Source organism: Pseudoalteromonas sp. SWXJ133 (assembly GCF_015864365.1).
GTDB classification, from domain to species: domain Bacteria; phylum Pseudomonadota; class Gammaproteobacteria; order Enterobacterales; family Alteromonadaceae; genus Pseudoalteromonas; species Pseudoalteromonas arctica.
In genome coordinates this window covers 61,578-84,702 of the sequence record NZ_JADYXJ010000017.1, presented here as the reverse complement: position 1 = coordinate 84,702, position 23,125 = coordinate 61,578, and the positions used below count along the sequence as shown (strand labels likewise).

Annotated in this window: 21 protein-coding genes; 10 read left to right on the top strand and 11 right to left on the bottom strand. The window is 39.1% G+C overall.

All coding sequences use genetic code 11. From position 1 onward, the window contains the following. Positions 1-14 precede the first annotated feature (14 nt). Positions 15-941, top strand: coding sequence for a cytidine deaminase (gene cdd / locus I6F40_RS13220; RefSeq protein ID WP_166377143.1), 927 nt, complete (start codon positions 15-17; stop codon positions 939-941). Positions 942-1,008: 67 nt separating this feature from the next. Here the strand turns inward: cdd and udp are convergent, their stop codons facing one another. Continuing rightward, on the bottom strand, positions 1,009-1,764 hold the full coding sequence (udp, locus tag I6F40_RS13215; protein ID WP_007582384.1) for a uridine phosphorylase: 756 nt from the start codon (positions 1,762-1,764) through the stop codon (positions 1,009-1,011). Positions 1,765-2,227: 463 nt separating this feature from the next. On the opposite strand from udp, the gene I6F40_RS13210 reads away from it, so the two are divergent. The 7 genes from I6F40_RS13210 to I6F40_RS13180 all read left to right on the top strand — a co-directional run bounded on the left by I6F40_RS13210 (position 2,228) and on the right by I6F40_RS13180 (position 12,351). Next, complete coding sequence (locus I6F40_RS13210) at positions 2,228-3,337, top strand: arginase family protein (protein ID WP_007582386.1); 1,110 nt, start codon at positions 2,228-2,230, stop codon at positions 3,335-3,337. Positions 3,338-3,466: 129 nt separating this feature from the next. Continuing rightward, positions 3,467-4,156 (top strand): transporter substrate-binding domain-containing protein, encoded by a 690-nt coding sequence (locus I6F40_RS13205; protein ID WP_024591832.1) that lies wholly within the window; start codon positions 3,467-3,469, stop codon positions 4,154-4,156. Positions 4,157-4,305: 149 nt separating this feature from the next. Further along, on the top strand, positions 4,306-5,607 hold the full coding sequence (locus tag I6F40_RS13200; protein ID WP_007582388.1) for a hemolysin family protein: 1,302 nt from the start codon (positions 4,306-4,308) through the stop codon (positions 5,605-5,607). A 289-nt stretch (positions 5,608-5,896) separates the two neighbouring features. Further along, entirely contained in the window at positions 5,897-7,066 is a 1,170-nt protein-coding gene (locus I6F40_RS13195) for an efflux RND transporter periplasmic adaptor subunit (RefSeq protein ID WP_007582389.1), read from the top strand. Between the two features lie 12 nt (positions 7,067-7,078). Further along, positions 7,079-10,213 carry an efflux RND transporter permease subunit gene (locus I6F40_RS13190; RefSeq protein WP_166377145.1) on the top strand — a complete coding sequence of 1,045 codons (3,135 nt, stop codon included), beginning with the start codon at positions 7,079-7,081 and terminating at the stop codon, positions 10,211-10,213. Next, a complete protein-coding gene (locus I6F40_RS13185; RefSeq protein WP_166377146.1) occupies positions 10,210-11,628 on the top strand; it encodes an efflux transporter outer membrane subunit in 1,419 nt (472 codons plus the stop codon). Before I6F40_RS13190 ends, I6F40_RS13185 begins: the two co-directional genes overlap by 4 nt. Positions 11,629-11,724: 96 nt before the next feature. Beyond that, positions 11,725-12,351 carry a TetR/AcrR family transcriptional regulator gene (locus I6F40_RS13180; protein WP_024591828.1) on the top strand — a complete coding sequence of 209 codons (627 nt, stop codon included), beginning with the start codon at positions 11,725-11,727 and terminating at the stop codon, positions 12,349-12,351. Between the two features lie 66 nt (positions 12,352-12,417). On the opposite strand, the gene I6F40_RS13175 is transcribed toward I6F40_RS13180, so the two are convergent. From I6F40_RS13175 to I6F40_RS13150, 6 genes are all read right to left on the bottom strand, one after another. After that, a complete protein-coding gene (locus tag I6F40_RS13175) occupies positions 12,418-13,530 on the bottom strand; it encodes a HupE/UreJ family protein (protein WP_166377147.1) in 1,113 nt (370 codons plus the stop codon). After that, positions 13,527-14,552, bottom strand: coding sequence for a hypothetical protein (locus I6F40_RS13170; RefSeq protein ID WP_166377148.1), 1,026 nt, complete (start codon positions 14,550-14,552; stop codon positions 13,527-13,529). The genes I6F40_RS13175 and I6F40_RS13170 overlap by 4 nt, the downstream gene beginning before the upstream one ends. A 65-nt stretch (positions 14,553-14,617) precedes the next feature. Next, positions 14,618-15,127: an Ig-like domain-containing protein gene (locus I6F40_RS13165; RefSeq protein WP_166377150.1), complete on the bottom strand. Its 510-nt coding sequence runs from the start codon at positions 15,125-15,127 to the stop codon at positions 14,618-14,620. A gap of 11 nt (positions 15,128-15,138) precedes the next feature. Next, entirely contained in the window at positions 15,139-16,731 is a 1,593-nt protein-coding gene (locus I6F40_RS13160; protein ID WP_166377152.1) for a DUF4331 domain-containing protein, read from the bottom strand. A gap of 158 nt (positions 16,732-16,889) precedes the next feature. Further along, the gene (locus I6F40_RS13155) at positions 16,890-17,573 is read right to left on the bottom strand and encodes an anti-sigma factor (RefSeq protein WP_166377155.1); all 684 of its coding nucleotides are present in this window, start codon (positions 17,571-17,573) and stop codon (positions 16,890-16,892) included. Beyond that, positions 17,570-18,094 carry a sigma-70 family RNA polymerase sigma factor gene (locus I6F40_RS13150; protein WP_007582398.1) on the bottom strand — a complete coding sequence of 175 codons (525 nt, stop codon included), beginning with the start codon at positions 18,092-18,094 and terminating at the stop codon, positions 17,570-17,572. Before I6F40_RS13150 ends, I6F40_RS13155 begins: the two co-directional genes overlap by 4 nt. Before the next feature lie 349 nt (positions 18,095-18,443). On the opposite strand from I6F40_RS13150, the gene I6F40_RS13145 reads away from it, so the two are divergent. After that, positions 18,444-20,063 (top strand): diacylglycerol kinase family protein, encoded by a 1,620-nt coding sequence (locus tag I6F40_RS13145; protein ID WP_166377157.1) that lies wholly within the window; start codon positions 18,444-18,446, stop codon positions 20,061-20,063. A 50-nt stretch (positions 20,064-20,113) separates the two neighbouring features. Here the strand turns inward: I6F40_RS13145 and I6F40_RS13140 are convergent, their stop codons facing one another. After that, on the bottom strand, positions 20,114-20,422 hold the full coding sequence (locus I6F40_RS13140; protein ID WP_010553962.1) for a VF530 family DNA-binding protein: 309 nt from the start codon (positions 20,420-20,422) through the stop codon (positions 20,114-20,116). A gap of 54 nt (positions 20,423-20,476) precedes the next feature. Next, entirely contained in the window at positions 20,477-20,779 is a 303-nt protein-coding gene (locus I6F40_RS13135; RefSeq protein WP_166377159.1) for a DUF1496 domain-containing protein, read from the bottom strand. Positions 20,780-20,907: 128 nt separating this feature from the next. Here I6F40_RS13135 and I6F40_RS13130 point away from each other — a divergent pair, with 128 nt between their 5' ends. After that, positions 20,908-21,141: a TIGR02647 family protein gene (locus I6F40_RS13130; RefSeq protein ID WP_166377161.1), complete on the top strand. Its 234-nt coding sequence runs from the start codon at positions 20,908-20,910 to the stop codon at positions 21,139-21,141. A 33-nt stretch (positions 21,142-21,174) separates the two neighbouring features. Here I6F40_RS13130 and maiA read toward each other — a convergent pair whose 3' ends face one another. Continuing rightward, the gene (gene maiA / locus I6F40_RS13125; protein ID WP_166377163.1) at positions 21,175-21,804 is read right to left on the bottom strand and encodes a maleylacetoacetate isomerase; all 630 of its coding nucleotides are present in this window, start codon (positions 21,802-21,804) and stop codon (positions 21,175-21,177) included. 2 nt (positions 21,805-21,806) lie between these two features. After that, positions 21,807-23,108, bottom strand: coding sequence for a homogentisate 1,2-dioxygenase (gene hmgA / locus I6F40_RS13120; protein WP_166377165.1), 1,302 nt, complete (start codon positions 23,106-23,108; stop codon positions 21,807-21,809). Between the last annotated feature and the right edge of the window lie 17 nt (positions 23,109-23,125).

Genomic DNA, 23,125 nt, shown 5'->3' with positions numbered 1-23,125 from the left:
AATTAAAAAATGTTATGGCTTCAGCAACTTTTACTGTACAGCAAGATACAGCACTTACAAATTCGCACATCACATTAAACGTAGCGCAAACAGCGTCATTACGTAGTCAATTAAAATCACAACGTGGCATATTAAATTCTAATAATATTAAGCAGTTATGCGCACAACTCAATGTGTCTGATGATGCATTATTACAAGGTTTAGTACCTTTGGCTTCTGAGTATGCTGTTGCGCCAGTGTCAGATTTTCATGTAGGCGCAATTGTTAAAGCACTTGATGAAAAGGGTGAGGTAAACTTTTACTTTGGTGCGAATGTAGAGTTTGATCATCAAGCATTGAGTTTAGTGGTTCATGCAGAGCAATCAGCAATAAATAACGCATGGTTAAACGGCGCCAAAAAAATAGTTAAAATAGCGATTAGCGATGCACCGTGTGGATACTGCCGCCAGTTTATGAACGAACTCGCAGATGCGAAAGAGTTTGATATTTTATTGCCAGAGCAACACTTTAAATTGGCAGAATTACTGCCGCACTCGTTTGGGCCGACTGATTTAGGTAACGCGTTTAGCTTGTTTAATCCAGAGCCTCACCAGCAAGTATTTTCAAATGCTCAACTAGATGAAAAACTAGCAAGTACAGCATTAAACGCATACGTACCCTATAGTAAAAACTTTAGTGCAGTAAAAATTAGTACATTTGAAAATGGCGATTTTTACGGAAGTTACGCAGAAAACGCAGCGTACAGCCCAAGCTTGTCGCCACTGCAAAGTGCACTTAGCCAATTATTTATTGCAGGGCTTAGCTTTGATGAGCAGACGGTAAAAGGTATTACACTTTTAGAAACCGCAGGCCATGAAAACCAAGCGGGTGTAGCACGTGCTGTACTTGCAAGTTTTAAAAATCTACCGGCAATAGAAGTAATTAGCGCTCAGCTAAAATAACCTTTCAAAAACAATAAAGCACAGCCAGAGCTGTGCTTTATTGTTTTATTAATTAATAGAACCTATATTAATCAAGTAATACTTTAGCCGCTTCTAATACTACCGCTACAGATTTACGCTCAATTTCACCATGGTCAACATTTGGTATTTCTTGGCGAGTACGATTAACAAGTACGCCTGCTACACATGCTGCTTGTAAACCAAGGGCTGCACACATAGTAAATAATGTTGCTGATTCCATTTCGTAGTTCATCACGCCCAGTTTTTGCCACTCTTCGCAGCTACCTTGTAGTGATTTAGGAACGTAACCAGAATGCGTATCGTAACGCTCTTGTCCTGGATAAAATGTATCGCTTGATGCAGTAATACCAATATGAAAATCGATATTTAAGTTTTTACATGCTTGTACCATAGCTTGTGTTGCATAAAAGTCAGACACAGCAGGGTAGCTAAGAGGAGCAAAATGCTGGCTTGCACCGTCTAAACGTACAGACGCTTGGCTAATTAAAATTTCGCCTTCGTTGATATGTGGCTGAATCGCACCTGTTGTACCAATACGTAAAAATTTACGCACGCCAAGTTGTGCTAATTCTTCTACTGCAATCGACGTAGATGGACCACCAATACCCGTAGAACAAACAACCACCGAATGGCCGTTTAGTTGACCTAAGTAAACATGAAACTCACGAGTTTGAGCAAGGCAGGTTGGGTTGTCTAGGAATTGTGAAATGCGTGCAGCACGATCTGGATCGCCCGGTACAATCGCAAGTTTTGCACCTTTAAGATCGTCAATACATAGTCCTAAGTGAAATACCTTTTCCATAGCTAAGCCTTTTTATAATAAATTGTGTCAATCTAGCATCATTGCTAGAAACGTTTATCAAGTACAGGACGATTGTCCGTTTTATCTTAACTCCTCCAATTAAGTCTTAATAATTTTAAGAACTAATTTGATTTATTCATCAACTATGAATATTCAATCAAGTGCTTATACAAGTAGCCTTGTTGTGCTGTTGACATGTTCAAGCAGACATAATAAGTATCAACCAAGCGCGTAACTACAATTAAATAGTTTATGGCAAATATTCATTAATATTAAATTAATTCAATGGCTTAAATTTGTATTAAGCACGTAAAAGATAACGTGTTTATTTATATTAGGCACAGACTTATTTAGCAAAGTGGAATTTATTTGAAGTTTAGGCACTTTTGGTGATTTTGGTGATTTTGCATAACTAATCAAAAGTAATTAGCTACGTACAGAATAAAAATCGAAGGAGTTTATTATGAGCACACAATTTGAAGCATTTAAAAACAAAGTTGAGCACTGTTTGTGCGCACCGGGTGATGGCGTATACACAGTAAATACTGCAAAAGAGCGCAAAGCCGCACTGCGTAATAAACTTTATGGACAAACTGAAAACGTTGATAATTTGTGGCGCGAGTCTTTAAATGAATTACCAAATTCTCCACATAAAGCCGTTATGTTAGGTATTAGCTCAGACTGTGGCGGTGGTATTTTACGCGGTGCAAACTGGGGGCCACTGTTTGTGCGCTCAGCTTTAATTGATCAGCAACCGCAGTGTCACTCGTTTGATTTAGGCGATGTACGTGTAATCCCACATTTACTTCATGATAAATACCTAAATGATGCAACCATTTCTAATTGCCAAAAAGCCCTATACGGTAATGAAGATAACGACTATTACGTAAGTCCGTTATCAATCACAGAGGATGTATGCGACAGCTTTTACGCAACATTTAAAGATAAAGGCATATTTGGTATTGGTGGCGATCACTCAATTAGTTACCCACTTACTAAAGCGTACTTAAAAGCAAAGCGTGAGCAAGGTAAACGCACCGCTATTATTCACTTTGACGCGCATACCGACTTACTTGTTGAGCGCTTAGGCATAGATTTATGTTTTGGCTCGTGGTGTACACATATTTTAGAATTTTTACCGGCACCGCATCATTTAATTCAGTTTGGTATACGCTCAAGTGGTAAGCCAAAAGCGCATTGGGAAAGTACATTTGGTGTTAAACAGCACTGGGCACATGAAATTATTGAGCGCGGTGCAGCGGCCGTTGCTGCTGATGCAATTGCACAGCTAAAAGCCGATAACGTTGATGAAGTTTACGTAAGCTTTGATATTGATGCGCTTGATGCCGAGTTTGCATCTGCCACAGGTACGCCAGAGCATAATGGTTTAACACCTCAGCATGCGCTTGATATTTTATCAGCTATTGCGGATGAGTTTCCGATTACGGGTGCTGATATGATGGAAATAGCGCCCTTTACCGACAGCTCTTTAGTGGGTCAATCAAGCTCTGAAACGACACTTAGAGAAGGCGCTAAAATTTCAGCCTTTTTAATTAGTGCGATGAACAAGTAAGCTGTATGAGCTATAAATACTAGCACTATCAGCGTATAAGTGTACATTACATGACTAAAAACTAGCAGTTCATAAAGCCTCAGCTATATTTATTAAATACTTATAATGAGTTAGTTGAGGCCTTGCTGAATGAAATTATTGATCTTTTTATTGTTCATTAGCTGTATTAAAGTTGATGCAACTGAAATCACAATAGTAACGGAAGTATTTCCGGACTTTCAGTATCTCAATGAAGATAATAAACTCGTTGGCCGTTCTGTCGATAAAGTTCATAAAGCGCTAGAAGGCACTGGTATAAAATACACTATGTTGGCGCATAGTTGGGCCATATCTTACAATGCAGCGCTACGCGATAAAAACACCTGTATATTTTCAATTGTTCGACTACCTAATAGAGAAAGTAAGTTTAACTGGGTAGGCGAACTGGAAAGCTTTGATTCTGCTATTTATGGTCTAAAATCTAGAGGTATAAAGTTAAATACTCTCAATGATGCTAAAAAATATAAAATAGCAGTACTGCGTGATAACTTTAGTCATCACTATTTGCTTGAAAGGGGCTTTAGTGAGAATAAGCATTTATTACTCATAGATAGCCTAGATAAAATAGATAAACTTATAAGCACTCGTCACGATATTCTTGATTTTGTTGTTCTTAGCAAAAAGCAATTTAGCTATCGAATAAAAACTGAGCCAAGGCTTGAGCTACTCGAGCCATTACTAAATCTAAATACAGCTCAATCTCCATTATTTTTTGCTTGTAATATAAATATGGATCCGGCCTTAGTTGTTCAATTAAAAGTCGCCTTTAAAGGCAATTAAACAGTTTAAAAAAAACAGTTTAATCAATGTAACCTCATGAAATTAAATTACTTTAATATATTTTATAAATATAAATTGCCGCATTTTAAAAACCGATTATAATCCAGCTGCTTTTTGTTTAAAAAAGCACTAACTTTTTGGAGCGTTAAATGGGTGATTTAATCGGGATTAGCTTATTGATCTTGATCAGTGCGTTGTTTGCTATGTCAGAAATAGCAATTGCAGCGTCGCGTAAAATAAAACTGCGAGTAATGGCAGATGAAGGGAATATAAAGGCAGCAGCGGTACTAAAGCTACAAGAAAATCCAGGGGCTTTTTTTGCCATGATCCAAATAGCACTCAACGCGATAGCGATATTGGGTGGTATTGTGGGCGAGCAGGCCTTATCGCCTTATGTTGAAAGTGTGTTGGTATTGTTTTATCAAGGTGCGCATTTAGAAAAAATTAGCTTTTTATTCTCGTTTTTTACTATTACATCCTTGTTTATATTGTTCGCCGATTTAATGCCAAAGCGTTTAGCGATGATCATGCCAGAAGCGGTCGCTGTTAGAGTGGTTACAATAATGCGCTGGGTTACCTTTGCATTAACCCCGCTGGTGATGTTTTTTAATGGTGTCACTAACTTTGTGCTGCGCTTATTTAAAGTACCCGCTGAGCGAGAAGACAATGTGACAACTGAGGACATTGTTGCCATGATGGAAGCAGGTGCAGCATACGGTAGTTTGCAAAAGCAAGAGTATGAATTAATTGGCAATGTGTTTGACCTAGAAGCGCGATTTTTATCAAGCGTAATGACACCACGCGACCAAATTGTATATTTTGATTTAAACGAATCTAGCCATGATATTGCGACTAAAATTATTGACCATCCTCATAACCACTTTTTAGTGGTGTCAGGAAATTTAGATAAGTTGCATGGCTCTGTTGAATCTAAAGATATTTTACGACAAGTACTAAAGGGCGAAGCTGCCAATATAAACGATGATCTCATTGATAAAGATGTTTTTTACTTACCCGAAACATTAAGCTTATCTGAAGCTTTAAATGCGTTTAAAAGTGCAGCAAAACCATTTGCTGTTGTCGTAAACGAATATGCACTTTCGGTGGGTATTGTAACGGTAAAAGATTTAATGAAAGGGTTTATGGGTGATTTAATTACTCATCAAGGCGACGAATTAATCATAGAACGCGATAAAAATTCATGGCTTGTAGATGGCTTAACCCCAATTACCGATTTAGCAAAAGTACTTGATATAGAAGAATTTCCTGACCAGATGCACTATGAAACGGTCGCTGGCTTTTTAATTTACAATATGAAGCGAATACCTAAACGTGCGGAGCATTTAACTTTTTCAGGTTTTAAGTTTGAAGTTGTTGATGTAGAAGGAATTAGGGTAGAGCAGTTGTTAGTTTCAAGGGTTATTAACCCGCAGAGTGCTAATATCCTTTAAAATAAGGTGTGTGCTTTAGTTTTTATATAAATAGCCAAGCTGTATTTGCTTGGCTTTTTTGTGTCTGTTAAAAACTTCGTTTCTAAAATGGGATATTATTTCAATATGTTAAGTTGTTTTATTTTCATACAGTCTTGATTCTATTTTTATCTAATTAACATTAAATGCAACCTAAGACGTATATTGTACTGAGGAGTGTAAGTTTGTGTAAATTTCTTCTAATTAAGATTCATTATCAGCGCGTTTTAATTTAGAATGATCGTTCACTCTAAACTAAAAGGTATTTAACATGCAGCGTTCCCGCATCGCTTTATTTGTATTGTCAGCCCTCGTCGGTTCTGTTGCTTTAACTGGTTGCGATCAGGCTGCTGAGCAGTCACAAGCTTCAGCTCCTAAAGCTGTACCAGTGGGTGTACTTACATTAAAAAGCCAAGCGCTTACTCTCAAAAAAGAACTTCCTGGTCGTATCAGTGCATTTCAAATTGCTGAAATTCGCCCACAAGTAAGTGGTATTGTGCAATCTCGTTTATTTGTAGAAGGTAAAGAGGTTAAACAAGGCCAGGCTCTGTATCAAATAGACCCTGCGACATTTGAAGCAGACTTAGCAGCAAGTGAAGCAAGTGTTGCACGTGCTCAGGCGAGTATTTCAAGTAGTAAAGCTAAAGCATCTCGTTTTAGCGAGCTTTTAAAAATAAAAGCGGTAAGTCAGCAAGACTTTGATGAAGCAGATGCTGCATATAAACAAGCAAAAGCAGAATTATTAACGGCTAAAGCGCAGTTGAAATCGGCGCAAATTAACCTTGATTACAGCCATGTGTCGTCACCAATTAGTGGTCAAATTAGTAAATCAAGCGTAACAGTAGGTGCATTAGTAAGTGCCAATCAAAGTACTGCACTTGCTACAGTGACTCAGTTAGATCCAATTTATATCGATTTAACACAATCAAGTAATGAGCTTACCAAACTTAAAAAAGCAATATCATCAGGTGCTCTAAGTGTTGATTCGACTAGCCAAACTGACGTTGAACTTATTATGGAAGATGGTTCTGTTTATCCTCATAAAGGCACATTGCAGTTTTCTGAAGTGACAGTTGATCCAAGTACTGGCTCAGTAATACTACGTGCTAAATTTTCAAACCCAGAAAAATTATTACTGCCAGGCATGTATGCCCGAGCTTCTATTGTGGAAGGTGTTAAGGCGGGTGCTATTTTAGCTCCGCAACGTGGTGTTAGCCGTAATTCAAAAGGCGAACCAACAGCAATGGTTGTCAGCAAAGACAACACAGTAGAAAGCCGCGTATTAAAAGTAGATAGAACGATTGGTTCTGATTGGCTTGTTACTGATGGCTTAATGGATGGCGATAAGTTAATAGTTGAAGGTTTACAAAAAATCCGCCCTGGTGCACCAGTGAATCCATCTGAAATTCAATCGTCTGCTAAAGCCGATCAAGCGCAATAACGGAGAGTTTTAATGTCACGATTTTTTATCGATAGACCGATATTTGCTTGGGTACTCGCTATTGTAGTGATGCTTGCAGGTATTTTGGCGATTAGGAGTTTACCTATTTCGCAGTATCCTTCAATTGCACCACCTGCAGTGAGTATTACTGCAACGTACCCTGGTGCATCTGCACGTACACTTGAAGATACGGTAACGCAAGTTATTGAGCAAAAAATGAAAGGACTTGATGGCCTGCTTTATATGTCATCTACGTCTGAGTCGAGTGGTTCTGCTACGCTTACACTTTCGTTTAGCGCTGAAACTGACCCTGATATTGCACAAGTTCAAGTGCAAAATAAGCTAGCGACAGCGACTCCACTATTACCAGAAGCCGTACAAAGGCAAGGTGTTGTAGTTGCAAAGTCAGCGCGTAACTTTTTAATGGTTTATGCTTTTGTGTCTAAAGATGGCAGCATGACCAATATTGATATTGGCGATTATGTTTCATCAAACGTGCAAGATATTGTCTCGCGTGTTGAAGGCGTAGGTGAAGTGCAGCTGTTTGGTTCTCAGTACGCGATGCGTATTTGGTTAGACCCTTCAAAGTTACAAAATTATAAGCTTACACCTGCTGATATTAGTGCATCAATTAGTGCGCAAAATGCACAAGTATCTGCCGGTCAACTTGGCGGTATGCCTGCCGTTGATGGTCAGCAACTTAATGCAACAGTAACGGCTCAAAGTCGATTACAAACGCCAGAGCAATTTGAACAAATATTGGTTAAAACCAATCCAGATGGCTCTTTTGTACGTCTAGAGGACGTTGCTAGAGTAGAGCTTGGCGGTGAAAGCTACCGCGTTGTTGCTCGTTACGATGGGCAACCTGCATCAGGATTAGGTATTAAATTAGCCAGTGGTGCTAACGCACTTGATACTGCCGCTGGAGTTAAAAAAGCAATTGAAGAGCTAAAACCGTTTTTCCCTGAAGGGTTAGATGCTGTTATACCTTACGACACAACGCCGTTTGTATCGTTATCTATTGAAAAAGTTATTCACACCTTAATTGAAGCTGTTGTACTTGTTTTTGTAGTTATGTATTTGTTCCTACAAAACTTTAGGGCAACACTTATACCAACAATAGCAGTGCCAGTGGTTTTACTAGGTACGTTTGGTATTTTGTACACCTTTGGTTATTCAATAAATACGCTAACGATGTTTGCGATGGTACTTGCCATAGGCTTATTGGTAGATGACGCAATCGTTGTGGTAGAAAACGTTGAGCGCTTAATGACCGAGGAAAAACTCTCGGCACTTGAAGCTACGCGTAAATCGATGGATGAAATTAAAGGCGCGCTGGTAGGTATTGCCATGGTGCTTTCTGCGGTATTCATCCCAATGGCATTCTTTAGTGGCTCTACCGGTATTATTTATCGTCAGTTTTCTATAACACTGGTATCGGCGATGGGGTTATCTGTTTTAGTTGCTCTTATTTTAACGCCTGCATTGTGTGCAACGCTTTTAAAACCAAGCCATGTACATAACAATGAGACGTTATTTGGCCGATTTTTTACAGGCTTTAACCGTGGTTTTGATAAAACAAATTCAGGTGCACAAAGCTTTGTAGGCCGTATGCTTACGCACTCTAAACGCTACTTACTTATTTATGGCGTGATTGTGGGCGGTATGGTTTATGTATTCTCAAGCTTGCCAACGGCATTTTTACCTGACGAAGACCAAGGTATTTTGTTTAACCAAGTATCATTACCGGCAGGCTCTACAACACAGCAAACGCTTGAGGTTGTTAAAAAGGTAGAAAATCACTTTTTAAACGATCAATCTGAAGCCGTAAACGGTATTTTTACCGTTACTGGTTTTAGTTTTGCAGGCTCTGGCCAAAACTCAGCAATTGCCTTTGTTAACCTTAAACATTGGGATGAACGTCAACGCGATGACTTATCGGTACAAGGTGTTGCAGGTAAAGCGATGGGTTACTTTTCGACTATAAAAGAAGCGTTTGTGTTTGCATTCCCGCCACCTGCAATTGTTGAACTGGGAACTGCTAATGGCTTCAATATTTTCTTACAAGACCGTGTAGGCCTAGGGCATGACGCACTTTTGGCTGCACGAAATCAGTTATTAGGTTTAGCAAGCCAAAGTCCAATTTTAGCGGGCGTACGTCCAAATGGACAAGAAGATATGCCAGAACTACAACTTGATACAGATTTGGCAAAAGCCGAAGCGCTTGGTGTGTCGCAAAACGATATTAACAGTACACTTTCGACAGCATGGGGTAGTAGTTATGTGAATGACTTTATTGACCGTGGTCGAGTTAAAAAAGTGTATATGCAAGGTGATGCACAATCGCGCATGGTGCCTGAGGATCTAAATAAATGGTATGTGCGCAATGACAATGGCGATATGGTGCCGTTTTCAGCGTTTGCTAGTGCCTACTGGACGTATGGTTCGCCACGTTTAGAGCGTTACAATGGTTTTTCAGCAATGGAAATTCAAGGTAGTGCAGCGCCGGGTTACAGTACAGGCCAAGCAATGGATGAAATGGAGCGTTTAGTTAAACAATTACCTAATGGTATTTCGTCTGAGTGGACCGGTATTTCATTCCAAGAGCGCTCAAGTAGTGGTCAAGCACCTTTACTATATGGCTTATCGCTATTGTTTGTATTTTTATGTTTAGCTGCACTTTATGAAAGTTGGTCGGTGCCGTTTGCGGTAATGATGATTGTGCCACTGGGTATATTTGGTGCAATTATGGCGGCGCTTGGCGGTGGCTTATCTAACGATATTTACTTGCAGGTAGGTTTGTTGACCACCATTGGTTTAGCCTCTAAAAATGCAATATTAATTGTTGAATTTGCTATTCATAAAATGGATGAAGGACTAGGGCTAGTTGATGCGGCTATTGCAGCTGTACGCTTACGATTACGTCCAATACTCATGACTTCGATGGCCTTTATTTGTGGTGTTTTACCACTTGCAATAGCCTCAAGTGCGGGTTCTGGTGCGCAAAATGCGTTAGGTATTTCAATTATTGGTGGCACACTCGCATCATCAATATTAGTAGTTGTATTTGTACCGTTGTTCTTTGTGTTAGTTCGCCGTGTATTTCCTGGTAAAACTAATGAGACAACAAAGGAGAGCGCAGAATGAGCATTAAAACATTCAGCCTAAGTGCCATTGCTTTATTGGTACTAAGTGGTTGCCAACTTGCACCAGAGCAAAAAGATCTTGCTCTACCAGTATCTGATGCTTATGCATCAGGTACTGAGCAAAGCTCTGCACAGCAATTAAATTGGCAACAGTTTTTTAATGATGAAAAACTACAAACATTAATTACGCAAAGCCTTGAGCATAATAAAGACATGCAAATTGCTGTGCTTAACGTGCAGCGTGTTCGTGGTTTGTATCAAATTGAAGATTCTGCTTTGTATCCGTCGCTTGATTTAAACGCATCTGGTACGCGCCAGCGTTTACCTGCTGATTTATCGGGTACTGGCGATGCAGCTATTAGCTCGCAATACAGTGCAACAGTGGGCATTACCTCTTACGAGTTAGATATTTGGGGTAAAGTGCGCAATCAATCGGCGCAAGCATTGCAAAATTTATACTCTACAGAGCTTAGCCAATACAGTACGCAAGTGTCTTTAATTTCCGAGCTTGCAAATGCATGGCTTAATTACGCAACAGACTTACAACTGCTAGAGCTTGCAAAAGAAACGTTAACCTCTCAGCAAGAGTCATTATCGCTTACACAAAAAAGCTTTGATTTAGGTGCAACGTCTTCAATTACGCTTGAGCAGCTTAGAAGTACAGTTGCTACAGCAAAAGTAGACATAGCAACTTACAAACGTTTGTTAAAGCGTGATAAAAGCGCGCTTGATTTATTAGTGGGCAAATCTGTTTCGGCTGATTTACTGCCTAATAAAGACCTTACTAATTTGATTAGCATGCCAGAAGTACCGGTTGGCTTACCGTCTGATTTGCTTTCGCAGCGCCCAGATATTAAAGCTGCTGAGCATTTACTGCTTGCCGCTAATGCCAATATTGGTATTGCACGAGCGGCGTTTTACCCAAGTATTAGCTTAACGGCTAATGCAGGGTCTGCTTCAAGTGATTTAAGTGGCTTGTTTGATTCGGGCTCAGGTACATGGAGTTTTGTACCGTCAATTAGCTTACCTATTTTTAATATGGGACGTAACCAAGCTAATCTTGATGTAGCAAAAGCAGATCAAGAAATTGCAGTGGCAACGTATCAGCAAAAAATTCAAAATGCGTTTCGCGAAGTGGCTGATGCACTTGCTGATAGAGAAGGTTACCAAGAGCAATTAAGTGCCCTTGATATGCTTATAAGTAGCCGACAAATCACATTTGATTTATCAAAAATGCGTTACGAAAAAGGCGCAGATAGCTACTTGCAAGTACTTGATGCTCAGCGTACATGGTACGGCGCGCAGCAACAGTTAATTTCGGGTCAGCAAGCGTATCTTGCAAGCCAAATTAACTTGTACAAAGCGCTTGGTGGCGGATGGAACGTAACCAGTGAAACAGCTCAGGAAGAGAAATAATATTTGCGGCTTTTAAAGCCGCATTACATATTTATATAGCGAGACTATTTATAGCTCTTGCTTTACTGAGTTTATGACTTGGTAGTGGAGTTGAACATGAAGCCTAAAGCAAAAAGGCAAACAGATCCCGCGATAGCACTGGCTAGGCGCGAACAAATACTAACAGCTGCTGCAGAGTGTTTTCGCCGAAAAGGTTACCACGGTGCAGGCATGGCTGAAATATCTAAAACGGCAGGGATGAGTGCGGGCCATATTTATAATTACTTTGAAAGTAAAGAAGCCATTATAGAAAGCATTATTGAAAAAGACATGGAAGAAATGTTTTCTATCTTCCAACAGTTTGAAGATCACCCAGGTGATGTTTTAGCAGCTCTTTTAGATGGCTTAAACATTGGTGTGCAAAGGCACATGGACACAGGGGCATGTGTAGTTGATTTAGATATGATGGCTGAAGCAGGTCGAAATGTTAAAGTAGCTTCATTGCTACGTGATATGGATACTCAAGCACGCGGGCGCATGAGACAGCTTTTAACAAGCGAGCGAAGTGCGCTCAAAGACATTGATGAGCTTGAACTTGAAAGTCGAATTAATGTTATTTTTTCGATGATGGCAGGGTTATTACTTAGAAAGTTACTCTACCCAGAGTTAACCGAAGAAACAGTGTTAATAGCGCTTCGCCCTGCGATGAAAACATTACTGATGCCATTTGATGAAGCGCAGTAACGCTCAAAATAAATAACTAAAAGTAAGCTAGCCAATACTTTGGCTAGCTTTTTTATTTTAGTCTATTTAAAAGCGCTCGATTGACCACTGAAGTGCAATGATTGCGATAGCAACGGAGCCCATTGGCATTAACCACTTTTTATACCAAGTGTAGTGTCGTACATAAATGAGTATTGGTAAGGCTACTAGCAAGATACTAAGTTGGCCGATTTCGACGCCTAAATTAAACGCCAATATACTAAGCAGTTGATAGTCGCTCGACAAGCCAAGTTCGCCAAGTACGCTCGCAAATCCCATCCCATGCAGTAAACCAAAAGCAAAAGTAAGCCAACCTAAACGAAGTACCAACGGCCACACATTATTTAATGCTGCAAATAAAACCGATATAGCAATTCCAAGCTCTACCCAGCGGCTATTTGGTGATACAAAGTTCATAGCTGTTGCGGTAAGCGTAATAGAGTGCGCAAGCGTAAACGCGGTTACTATCCATGCTGTGTGTTTAATAATTTGTTTTTTAGAGCTAATACCTTGCCATGCTTTATCGCTGCGTTTTAAAACACAGGTAAGTAACAGGGCGATTAAAAATAAAATATGATCAATACCAATCCAAATATGTAAAACACCCTGATACACGTATTGATTAAACGTACTTAAATAACTTGTTTGCTCAAAGCTGAACGTTTGTTGTGCCTCGTTGATATTAAATACACGAGATACACCGTTTATATTTACGATGGATTTATGATTGGCATCGGTATTAAAAAAAGCAGAATAGGAAAGGGAGATTGCTTCATTGTCATCACAACTAAACAGCAGCGGAATAACCAAATAAGGCTGATTAAAATGGTTATCTAGCTGATAGATACCTTCACTTTTTAAAGGGCATGATTGCGCGTTTTGCGTGATATTTAAATTTTCTTCAATGAAGTTATTAATTGAGCTGCGTTTTGCTTTTATTTCTGTCCACGAAATTTGCCCGTTTTTATCTAAATCCAGAGGAACTGCGTGCTCTAAGTCGGCTATATTAATTTGCCAGGTACCCGTGTATTGGTTTTTGTTGGTGTCGTTATTGTTCTCGCTATTTAAGGTTATATAACTTGTACTTAGTTGATGGGCAAAGCTGTAAGTTGAAAAAATGCACAGCATTAAAGTGAGTATAAATAGATAAGGCGTTTTCATAGTGTGTCTCGTTGCATCGCTTTTGCTTGAATAAGTAATTGCTCATCGGTGCTCATTTTAGCCTGTTGCCAATTAATATGAGCCCAGTAAAGTGCTTTTTCGCGATTTGGTTGTACATCAAGGTAATATTTAGCTAAGTCACTTGCATGAAAAGAATCTTTACGAAGCTCTCGTAGTGTAACTCTTTGCGCCATTGTATTTTGCCATTTTTTATCGCGTTTATTTAGTTTTTTTTCTGCGATTGAAAGTCTTAACAAAATAGCATCCTCTAAATTACTTTTATCAGGAAGCAGTACGCTTAATGTATTTAATACTTGTTGCGGTTGATTTAGAGCAATTTGAATATCGGCCCATAAAACAATAAGGCTCACAGGGGCTTGAACTAAATCTACACTTTGTAAGTGAGACAACGCTTGTTTGTAGTTGTTTAAACGGTAGCTCATTTCACTTAAAACATGGTTTGTAGCTAGGCTAGTTTGATTATTATTTATAATTTTTACTAATGCTTGGTAGCTGTCTAAAACGCTTTCATGTTGGCTTTGTACATCGAGTACACAGGTGCTAGCAGTAATAGTGCTTACTTGCCCAATTAAGGCTACGCAGTGTTTTTTTGCTTGTGCGAACTTACCTTGAGTCATAAATATATTGGCTAGCAATAAATGGCTATTATTATGTTTTGGCTTGGCAATCAAAACGTTGTTAGCGATGTTAATTGCTTCGTCAAAAAGGTGCTCTTTTTGTAAAACACGAGCATATAGGTAACCAATTTGAGGTGTGGGTGTTTGTTTATATAGCTGGGCTAAACGGGTTTTAAGTAGCCCCTGTAAGCGCTCTGTTTGGCCTGCATATTGGCTATTAGTCACTAATGTATTTATTTCCTCAACAGACAGAGAAGCACTAAGTGTTGAATTACTTGAGGCAATAACTGCGTCATCTTTTGGTGTAAAAGGAGCCGCACTCACCGCGAAAGAGGTTAAGCAAATAGCAATAATAGTGAAGGGTTTAAATACTGATAAATGCATTATAAATATCCTTTGAAAAAAGCCATCCATGGCCTGTCAGCTTAATTACTTGTTTAGTTGCTAATTTAGTTACCGTTTGTTGAAATTAATCCATCAACATCGGTATCGGAGTTTGTAAACACGCGACCATTGACTGATAGCGGCTCTGCATTCGGGCTTTGATTAAATGCATCGGCTGCAAATTGAGCAAAGTCAACTTGCAGCGCCTCAATCGTAATAATTATTGTGGCAGTAACTTGCGAATTAACACCATCACTTACACCAAACATAAAGCTATCTGAACCTGTCGCTTCTTTATTTGGTGTATAGGTAAAATTACCGTCGCTATTAACGGTAACAGTACCGAGTGTTGGCTCACTTGTTAACGAGTAAGTAAGTGAATCGCCATCGTTATCGCTCGCGCTAAGCATATCGGTAATGCTTACTTCAGTTTGTGTTGTCAGCATTGCATCGATTGCTGTAGGTGCGGTGTTTACAACCGGTGTAGGTTGTTTTTTATCGTCATCGCTACTACATGCACCCAATGTTAATGCACTGAGGAGAACACAAATATGGGTAGTTTTTAAATTACGCATTAGTTAACTCCTTATTTAGATCCTGCAATAGGTGTTGCAAGGTATGGGAATGTTGAGTCCATCATTGTTGCATCAACAGGTGCGCCATCAGTAAATGGAACTGTACCCGTATTAGCATCCTCTGGTGTACAAAGGCCTAAGTCAGTGTCTTCGCCATTTACAGGAATAGGATGACATAAACGACCCATCACAACGCGCAGTGCAATATCAACCACATCATCACCTGGGCGACGACCATTTGGGAAACCAGCTAAGTCATTACCAGCTACACCAAATGCAGATTGATCAGCTTGCGCTGTTGCTACTATGGCTGTGTTTAAACGCAGCATTTCTGAAGGTGTTACCGTTGCTTGCTGATTAACGTCTGCAAAACCCGTTAAAAATGCAGTGATTAAATCAGTACGCGGGAAGTTAGTGGGTGCCAGCGTTTCAAAGTTAGTATCTAGTGTTGTATTAACAGCATCTTTAAATAAAATATTTAATAACTCTGGTAGTGCAGGGTGAGATACATAATCTAAAAATTGTGCATCATCTTTCGGGTGCGCTGTTGAGAATGTGTCTTTATCTTTAATGCCAATTACAAGCTCATTTACAAGTGGGTTACCTAGGCGTGAAACCTGAGTTAATGCACCACCGTTTACAGCATTATTTGCAAATTTAGCATTTGGGTTTAATACACGTGCTTGAGGTAAGCTTGCTGTTGTCCACGAGCCAATTACACCGTTACCTTCACCAACAATACAACTCTTTGGTATTTCGATAGCGATTGATGTGACGTTCTTATCTGCAAGATCGTCGTTATCAGCCGATTGCGTTATACCACCTGGAAAACCACCGCCGTCACCAGCACCAGGGGCGCTGTCACCCTCTACAGGTACATAGTTAACTAAATCAAATGTTTTACCTAGGTTAACTACAAACGGGTCTTTACGCTGTCCTACAAAAACTTGTGCCATGCTTTCACAGTTAGGAATTGAAACCTGATACACAAATTGGTCAGCGTAAGTTTGGTAATCGCTCATTGAACCAAATGTTTTATTGCCCACATAATCAAGTGGTTTAGAAAATGTACTTGAGTTTGATGCTGTGTTGTTTAGTAGCGTTGTTTCGCCAGTACGCTGTGCGCCACTAATCATGCTCATTGTGTATGATTCGCTAAAATTTGCAGCGCTGTCATCACCGGCAGATACACCGCCTACATTTTTAAGTGGTACAGACACGGTGCGTTGATTACCTTCAGGTCCAACAGTTAATTGCACACCTTGGTTATCATTAGGAAGCATGCTTTTAAAGTTAAACGCAAATGTAATATCTTCAACAGCATCGCCGTCGTTATCTATATGAATGCTGTAGGTAGCATCTGGGTCCATTGCAAAGTAATTAGGACCGCCGTATGCATCTTGCAGCGGGATATAGTTAGCAATTAATGTTACAAAATCATCACGACCTTGCTCGTAACTATTAAATACATAAAAATCGGTTGAATCTAAAGTCGGGAAACGGCTTATATTTGGCGCTTCTCTGTGGCTTGATGCTTCACTTGGTGCACTTACAAACGTACTACATATTACTACTGCGAGTATTGATGGAGTTAAAGCTTTCATGACTTTGTCCTTTAGTTTTGATTGAAGTCATAGCTAATAACGGGGCAGGATTTAAATTGGATGCAAAAAAGTTAAATTATTTTTATTTTTTGTTAATAAAGTTTTGAAGAAGGTTGGCTGCTTTATGTAAGCAGCCAACTTTGGTCATAATAGTAGGGTTATAAAAGTACTAGCTCTGTGGTGTAAAGCACTTCAGTAGGAGAACCATTTGGTGAGCCGCCAATAGGTTCTAAGCTTACGGCTAGCAATGCAATATCACTTGCGTTAAAACGGTTATCTTTTAATAATATTTTACTGCCTTGCTTGGGAAGTAAACCCAGTGAAATAGGTGCATCTTGCCCTTTTAAAATCATCCACAACTCATAATCTTTATTAGTTTGGGCAACCAATTGGCTACTGGCTTTAATTGAGAGCCCTTGCTCGCTTACATCAATAAACCATAATGATTGTTTATCTTGATTTTGAACCAAAGCAATTTGTTGAGTGTGCATAACATTGGTACTAGGTTGAATAACCAAAAAGGCTAAAACAATACACGCAGCAGTTGCCACAAAAGACCATGTACGCCAAATTGAAGGCTTGGTATGTATGACTGTTTTACTTGTTTGTGGCCTGTTTTCAATACGCTGTAGTATATTTACCCATACATCGTCACGTGGCGTTTGCGGTGTAATAGCACTCGCTAAGTTGTTTAGGTTTTGCTCCCATAGACTTGTTGCTTCACGTGCTTGATTTGAGTTAAGTAACAGACGCTGAAAACGCTTACGGGCAAGCCCTCTAAGTGTGCCAAGCACGTACTGCCCAGCAAGCGCGTCTAATAGTTCGGGTTTATTATAATTCATAATGTTAAACACCTTTGTAGCTGCATAAGCCCACGCCTGATCCAGCTTTTAACTGTACCTAACGGCGTTTCTATATGATCCACTAACTCGCTATGACTCAGCCCCTTATAATAAGCTAAGTGAATAGCTTGTTTTTGTTGCGGCTCAAGCTGTTCGATACAATTAACCAGTTTTGTTTCTTCATCGTAATTAACGTCAACACTTTCATTTTCATATTCGTCATCGCCTAACGACTGCTCTTTTCGTACTTTGTGATAGCGCAGTGAGTCAAGACTTCTATACCTAACTATACTTATCATCCAACTAATAACGGTGCCTTTAGAGGCGTTATATTCAGATGCGTTATGCCAAATTTTTATAAAAGCGTCTTGTAGTGCCTCTTCCGCATAAGCTCTGTTAGTGAGCATATTTAAACTAATAGCAAAAAGTTTGCCGCTAGTTTGTTGATATAAACTTGAGAAAGCATTTTTGTCTCCTTGTGCTGTTGCGCACAAAAGAGGGAGTAAATCATCGTTATCCATAGGGGTCCTGTTTTTCTTATTATCATTGAGTAAACGGTTGAGAGTGTGATTTGGATGCAAAAAATTTAATTGATTTTTAGATTAGCTGCTTTATACGTTAGTACAAGCAATAACCGATCAGTGTTTGAAATTTAGACGTGTAAGTATAATTTATTCACATGTTTGTAAAAAATGCACAAAGAGCAGATTGCACTTAAATTTATTTTATTATTAACATTATATATCAATAGCTTATAATTTTAATTTGAATTTAAAATGCCATTTATATGGCGTGATATTTGCAAAAGAGTACATAAAGCCGTTTAAATTAAAATTAGAAAATCGGAATTATTTACACAAAGGAGAAACTATGTGGGCTGCAATTGGTTATTCACTTTTAGCATTACTACTTATTTTTATTGGTTGGGAAGTAAACTCTGTTTACTTTGCTATTGTTTTTTATTGGACTGCACTGTCACTTTTATTAGTGAGTACCGCATATATTTTTAATACAGCAAAAATATTTAGAAAACGTGAAAATGGGGTGATCCCATTTTATATACGTTGGGCGTTTGTGCCATTTTTATTTGGTGTGCAAATTTATAATGCCTGGTCACGTAAGCGCGATAAAGTGCCGCCAATTCAAAAAATAAACGAAAACCTATTTTTAGCTTGCCGATTATTTCCCTCAGACATAGACACATTAAAAGATAACGGAATTACTGCAATTTTAGACGTTACGTGTGAATTTGACGGACTCGAGTGGAGTTCAACACAAGAGAATATAAATTACTTAAACATTCCGGTGCTCGATCATAGTATTCCTACCCATTCTCAGTTAAATCAGGCTATTAATTGGATACATCATCATATTAAAGAAAACCGTCGCGTAGTTGTACATTGTGCTTTAGGCCGTGGGCGCTCTGTTTTTGTAATGGCGGCTTATTTATTGAGTCAAAACAAAAATGCAGATGTACATGAAGTACTTGCACAAATAAAGGAAACCCGCGAAACCGCAAACTTAAATAAGCATCAACTTCGTCATTTAGCTAAGCGTCATAAAAAAGGCGAGCTGCTGATTAAAAACAAAGCAGTTTTAATTGCAAATCCAGTATCTGGTACACGATTATGGCAAGAAAAAGAGCACTTAATTGTTGCGCGGTTATCGGCCTATTACGATTTAAAAGTACTTACTACTTCACATGACGTTAACGGTATTGAGCTTGCTAAACAAGCGATTACGCAAAAACCAGACATGATAATAGCGTGTGGAGGCGATGGTACAGTGGCCGAAGTTGCAAGCGTACTTGTAAATACACAATGTAAGCTAGGTATTATACCAATGGGGACTGCAAATGCACTTGCGCATGTATTGATGGGGATTAGCTCTAAATTTATTCCTGTTGAACAAGCCTGTGATTTAATAATTGATGGTCAAACAAGCACAATAGATACCGCTTATTGTAATAACGAATTAGTACTTTTATTAGCGGGCATTGGTTTTGAGCAATCAATGATTGAAAAAGCAGATAGAGAGTCGAAAAATAAATCGGGGCAACTTGCCTACTTAAATGGTTTTTTTGAAGCCTTTGGTGAGCAAAAATCACAGCTACTTAGTGTAAAACTCGATGATAATGAGCCGAAAGAAATATGTACAAATAGCTTTATTGTGGCTAATGCTGCGCCTTTTACAACGTTATTGGCTCAAGGTGGTGGGCAGCCAGATCATAGTGACGGGCTTCTTGATGTAAATTGGCTAACACCAAATAATGAAAATTCTACGACAATATTGAGTATTGCAGAACTGATGTTTAGCAGTTTAACGCAAACACATTTAGCTATAAATTCGCATCATACAAATGCAAAAAGAGTCGAGGTGACAGGTGAAGGAGAGCTTAAGTACGTACTTGACGGTGAAGTTAAAACTGCTCACAAACTCGTTATTACTATTGAGCCGGCCTCATTAAATGTGATTTGCAAAGAGCAATAAATCGCGCTAATTACAATCAAAAAAGGAGCTAAATTAGCTCCTTTTTTACATCATTTTTTAATTGATGGCCAAACAAACCCTGTTGTATCCGGGGCTTGAGAAGATGTTTCTCTCGGCGCACTTTTTGGTCTACGAATAGGTTTGTTATTTATAGTGTGAATATAAAGTGCTTCCACTTTATCGCGAGCCCAAGGCGTTTTACGCAAAAACTTTAAACTCGATTTAATGCTCGGTTGATCAGTAAAGCATTTGATTTTTACTTGCTCGCCAAGTGTTCTCCAGCCAAGTCGCTGTTCTAACTCAACAAGTATTTGTTCTAACGTTACCCCATGTAAAGGGTTTTTAGGTTGATTATCCATAGCCATACTACTTATTTAAACTGCGTGCATTGTAGCTCAAATCAGCTTTTAGCGCTAATTCACAGTGATTTTTTTAGGAGCTGTTGGGTAAATAGCATTACCCTGTTTATCTATTTTCAGCCAGATTAACTCGCTGTTACTGTGTTGAGGGTTTTTAGCTCCACACAAAAGTGTAAATGAGTGGATTTGTATTAATGCACCCTCGCTATAGCGTTTGTTGTCGAACCAACAACTAGACCCTTCGTTTACAAACTGGCTTGCGTCAACAATTGAATGGGTTTTGAGCGTTGTTGCTTCACTAATTATTGAATACGATAAACTGCTAAAACAAAAGCATAGAATTAAAAAGTTGCGCATTAGAGACCTTCAAATAGAGAGTGGTTAAAAATAATACATTAAGCTAAAAAACGTGCTAGTGTAAAGTACATAATGTTATTTTAATTATAAACTTAGTTATACGCAGAACAATAAAAAGGTGCGCGCACATGCAATTTAATCAAACAATGATCGAAGAATTCACACTATTAGCAAAGTTTCCTCGCGACAGTAAAATGCAGGGTATCAAATTACATTCAGACGCAGAGCCAAGCTTACTTAGTGCAGCGCAACGCTTATTCGAAAAAGGGATCATAAATAGCCCAGATGGCGGATATTTAACTGATCTGGGCTTAGATTTAATTGACCACATTACGGTTATTCATAGTGCGCTACAAAGTTAGCTAACCTGAACTCTGGTTAGTTACTAAACTAGCTTAATTTGCATCGGGTTGATTTTGCGGTGCAGCATCATTAAATGCAGCTAATTTATTACAGTGTTCGTAAATGGCTGCAATTTTTGGATAAGCGCTCATATCTACGTTAAAACGAATTGCATTAAATACTTGCGGCACTAAACAAATGTCAGCAAGTGTTGGTTGATTACCAAAACAGTAGTCATCATTTTCGTTTAGCATCAGTTCTATTTTTTCAAAACCAACTTCTATCCAATGTCGATACCACTTATTTTTAGTCTCGTCATCAACACCTAATTCGTTCGACAAATACTTCAGCACGCGTAAATTATTAACAGGATGAATATCGCAGGCAATGGCAAAGCTTAAATTTCTTATTTGTGCTTTTTGCCACGCAGTCCCCGTAATTAATGGCGATTGCGGATAAGTTTCATCAAGCCACTCCAGAATTGCAAGTGACTGTGCTAATACACCGTCATCGGTTTCAAGTGCAGGTAGTAACCCTTGCGGATTCGTAGCTAAGTATTCTTCCCCAAGCTGCTCCGATTTTAAAAGGTTAACAATAGCAAGTTCATGATCAATTGCTTTTAAGTTAAGCGCTATACGCACCCTATAGGCCGCTGATGAGCGAAAGTAGCTGTATAATTTCATAATTAATCCTGTGAACCTGTAAATTGTTTTTTAATAGTACGCCAGCAATCGGTGTAGTTTGGTTGGCGTTCTTTACCTTCTAATGCATATTTTGTCGGTGAAATTATATAGCGCGACTCAAACATAAAGGCCAATGTGTTTTCGTATTTTTGTGGTGTAAGCTCAGTATTTGAGGCTTTTTCAAATACGTCGGCTTCAGGTCCATGTGGCGACATACAATTGTGTAAACTTGCACCACCAGGTACAAAACCATGCTCTTTTGCATCATACACACCCTCAATCAAGCCCATAAATTCACTCATAATATTACGGTGATAATACGGCGGGCGGAATGTATTTTCGGCTACCATCCAACGTGGTGGAAATATCACAAAATCGACATTTGCCATACCCTCAGTAGCAGAAGGAGAGGTTAGCACAGTGAATATAGACGGGTCGGGATGATCAAAACTTACTGTATTCATTACATTAAAACGCGATAAGTCGTATTTATAGGGTGAGCTATTTCCTGTCCATGCAACTACATCAAAAGGAGAGTGCTTTATTTCACAGCTAAATAAATTACCGTTGAATTTAGAAACAAGTTCAAAGTCACCCTCTTTATCTTCAAAGGCAGCTACAGGGTATTGAAAGTCTCTGTCGTTGGCATAACCGTTGGCACCAACAGGTCCTCGCTCTGCAAGCTCTAACGCATGGCCATAATTTTCACAAATATAACCACGCGCGGTATCGTCAATTAAATCAACAGAGAACTTAATTCCTCTGGGAATTACAGCAATTTCACCTGGTTTAATGCTTAACTTACCGCACTCGGTGTGAATTAATAACTCACCTTGCTGAGGAACAAACAACATTTCGCCATCGGCATTGCAAAAGTAACGCTCTTGCATTGACTGATTAGCGACATATACATGGATACCAATACCAGATTGCCCATTAGCACTGCCATTAGCAGCCATCGTTACCAAGCCATCAATAAAATCAGTAGGCTGTGAAGGCATATCAATAGGATTCCAACGTAGCATTGTTGGTGGTGTTACTGCTTCAGTGATTGGGGCTGTTCTTATTAGGCCGTTATCAATTGCTTGGTAATCACCTTGCACTACCGAAGGACGAAGGCGGTAAAACCAAGTGCGGCGATTTGAAGCGCGAGGAGCCGTAAATGCAGTCGAACTAAATTGCTCGGTGTATAAATCGTATTTAACCTTTTGTGGACTAAATTGTCCTATTGGCAGTGCACCGGGTAGCGCTTGTGTTTCAAATTCATTACCAAAACCTGTCATATAACTTAATAGTGTCGCCATTACTGACTCCTGTGAGA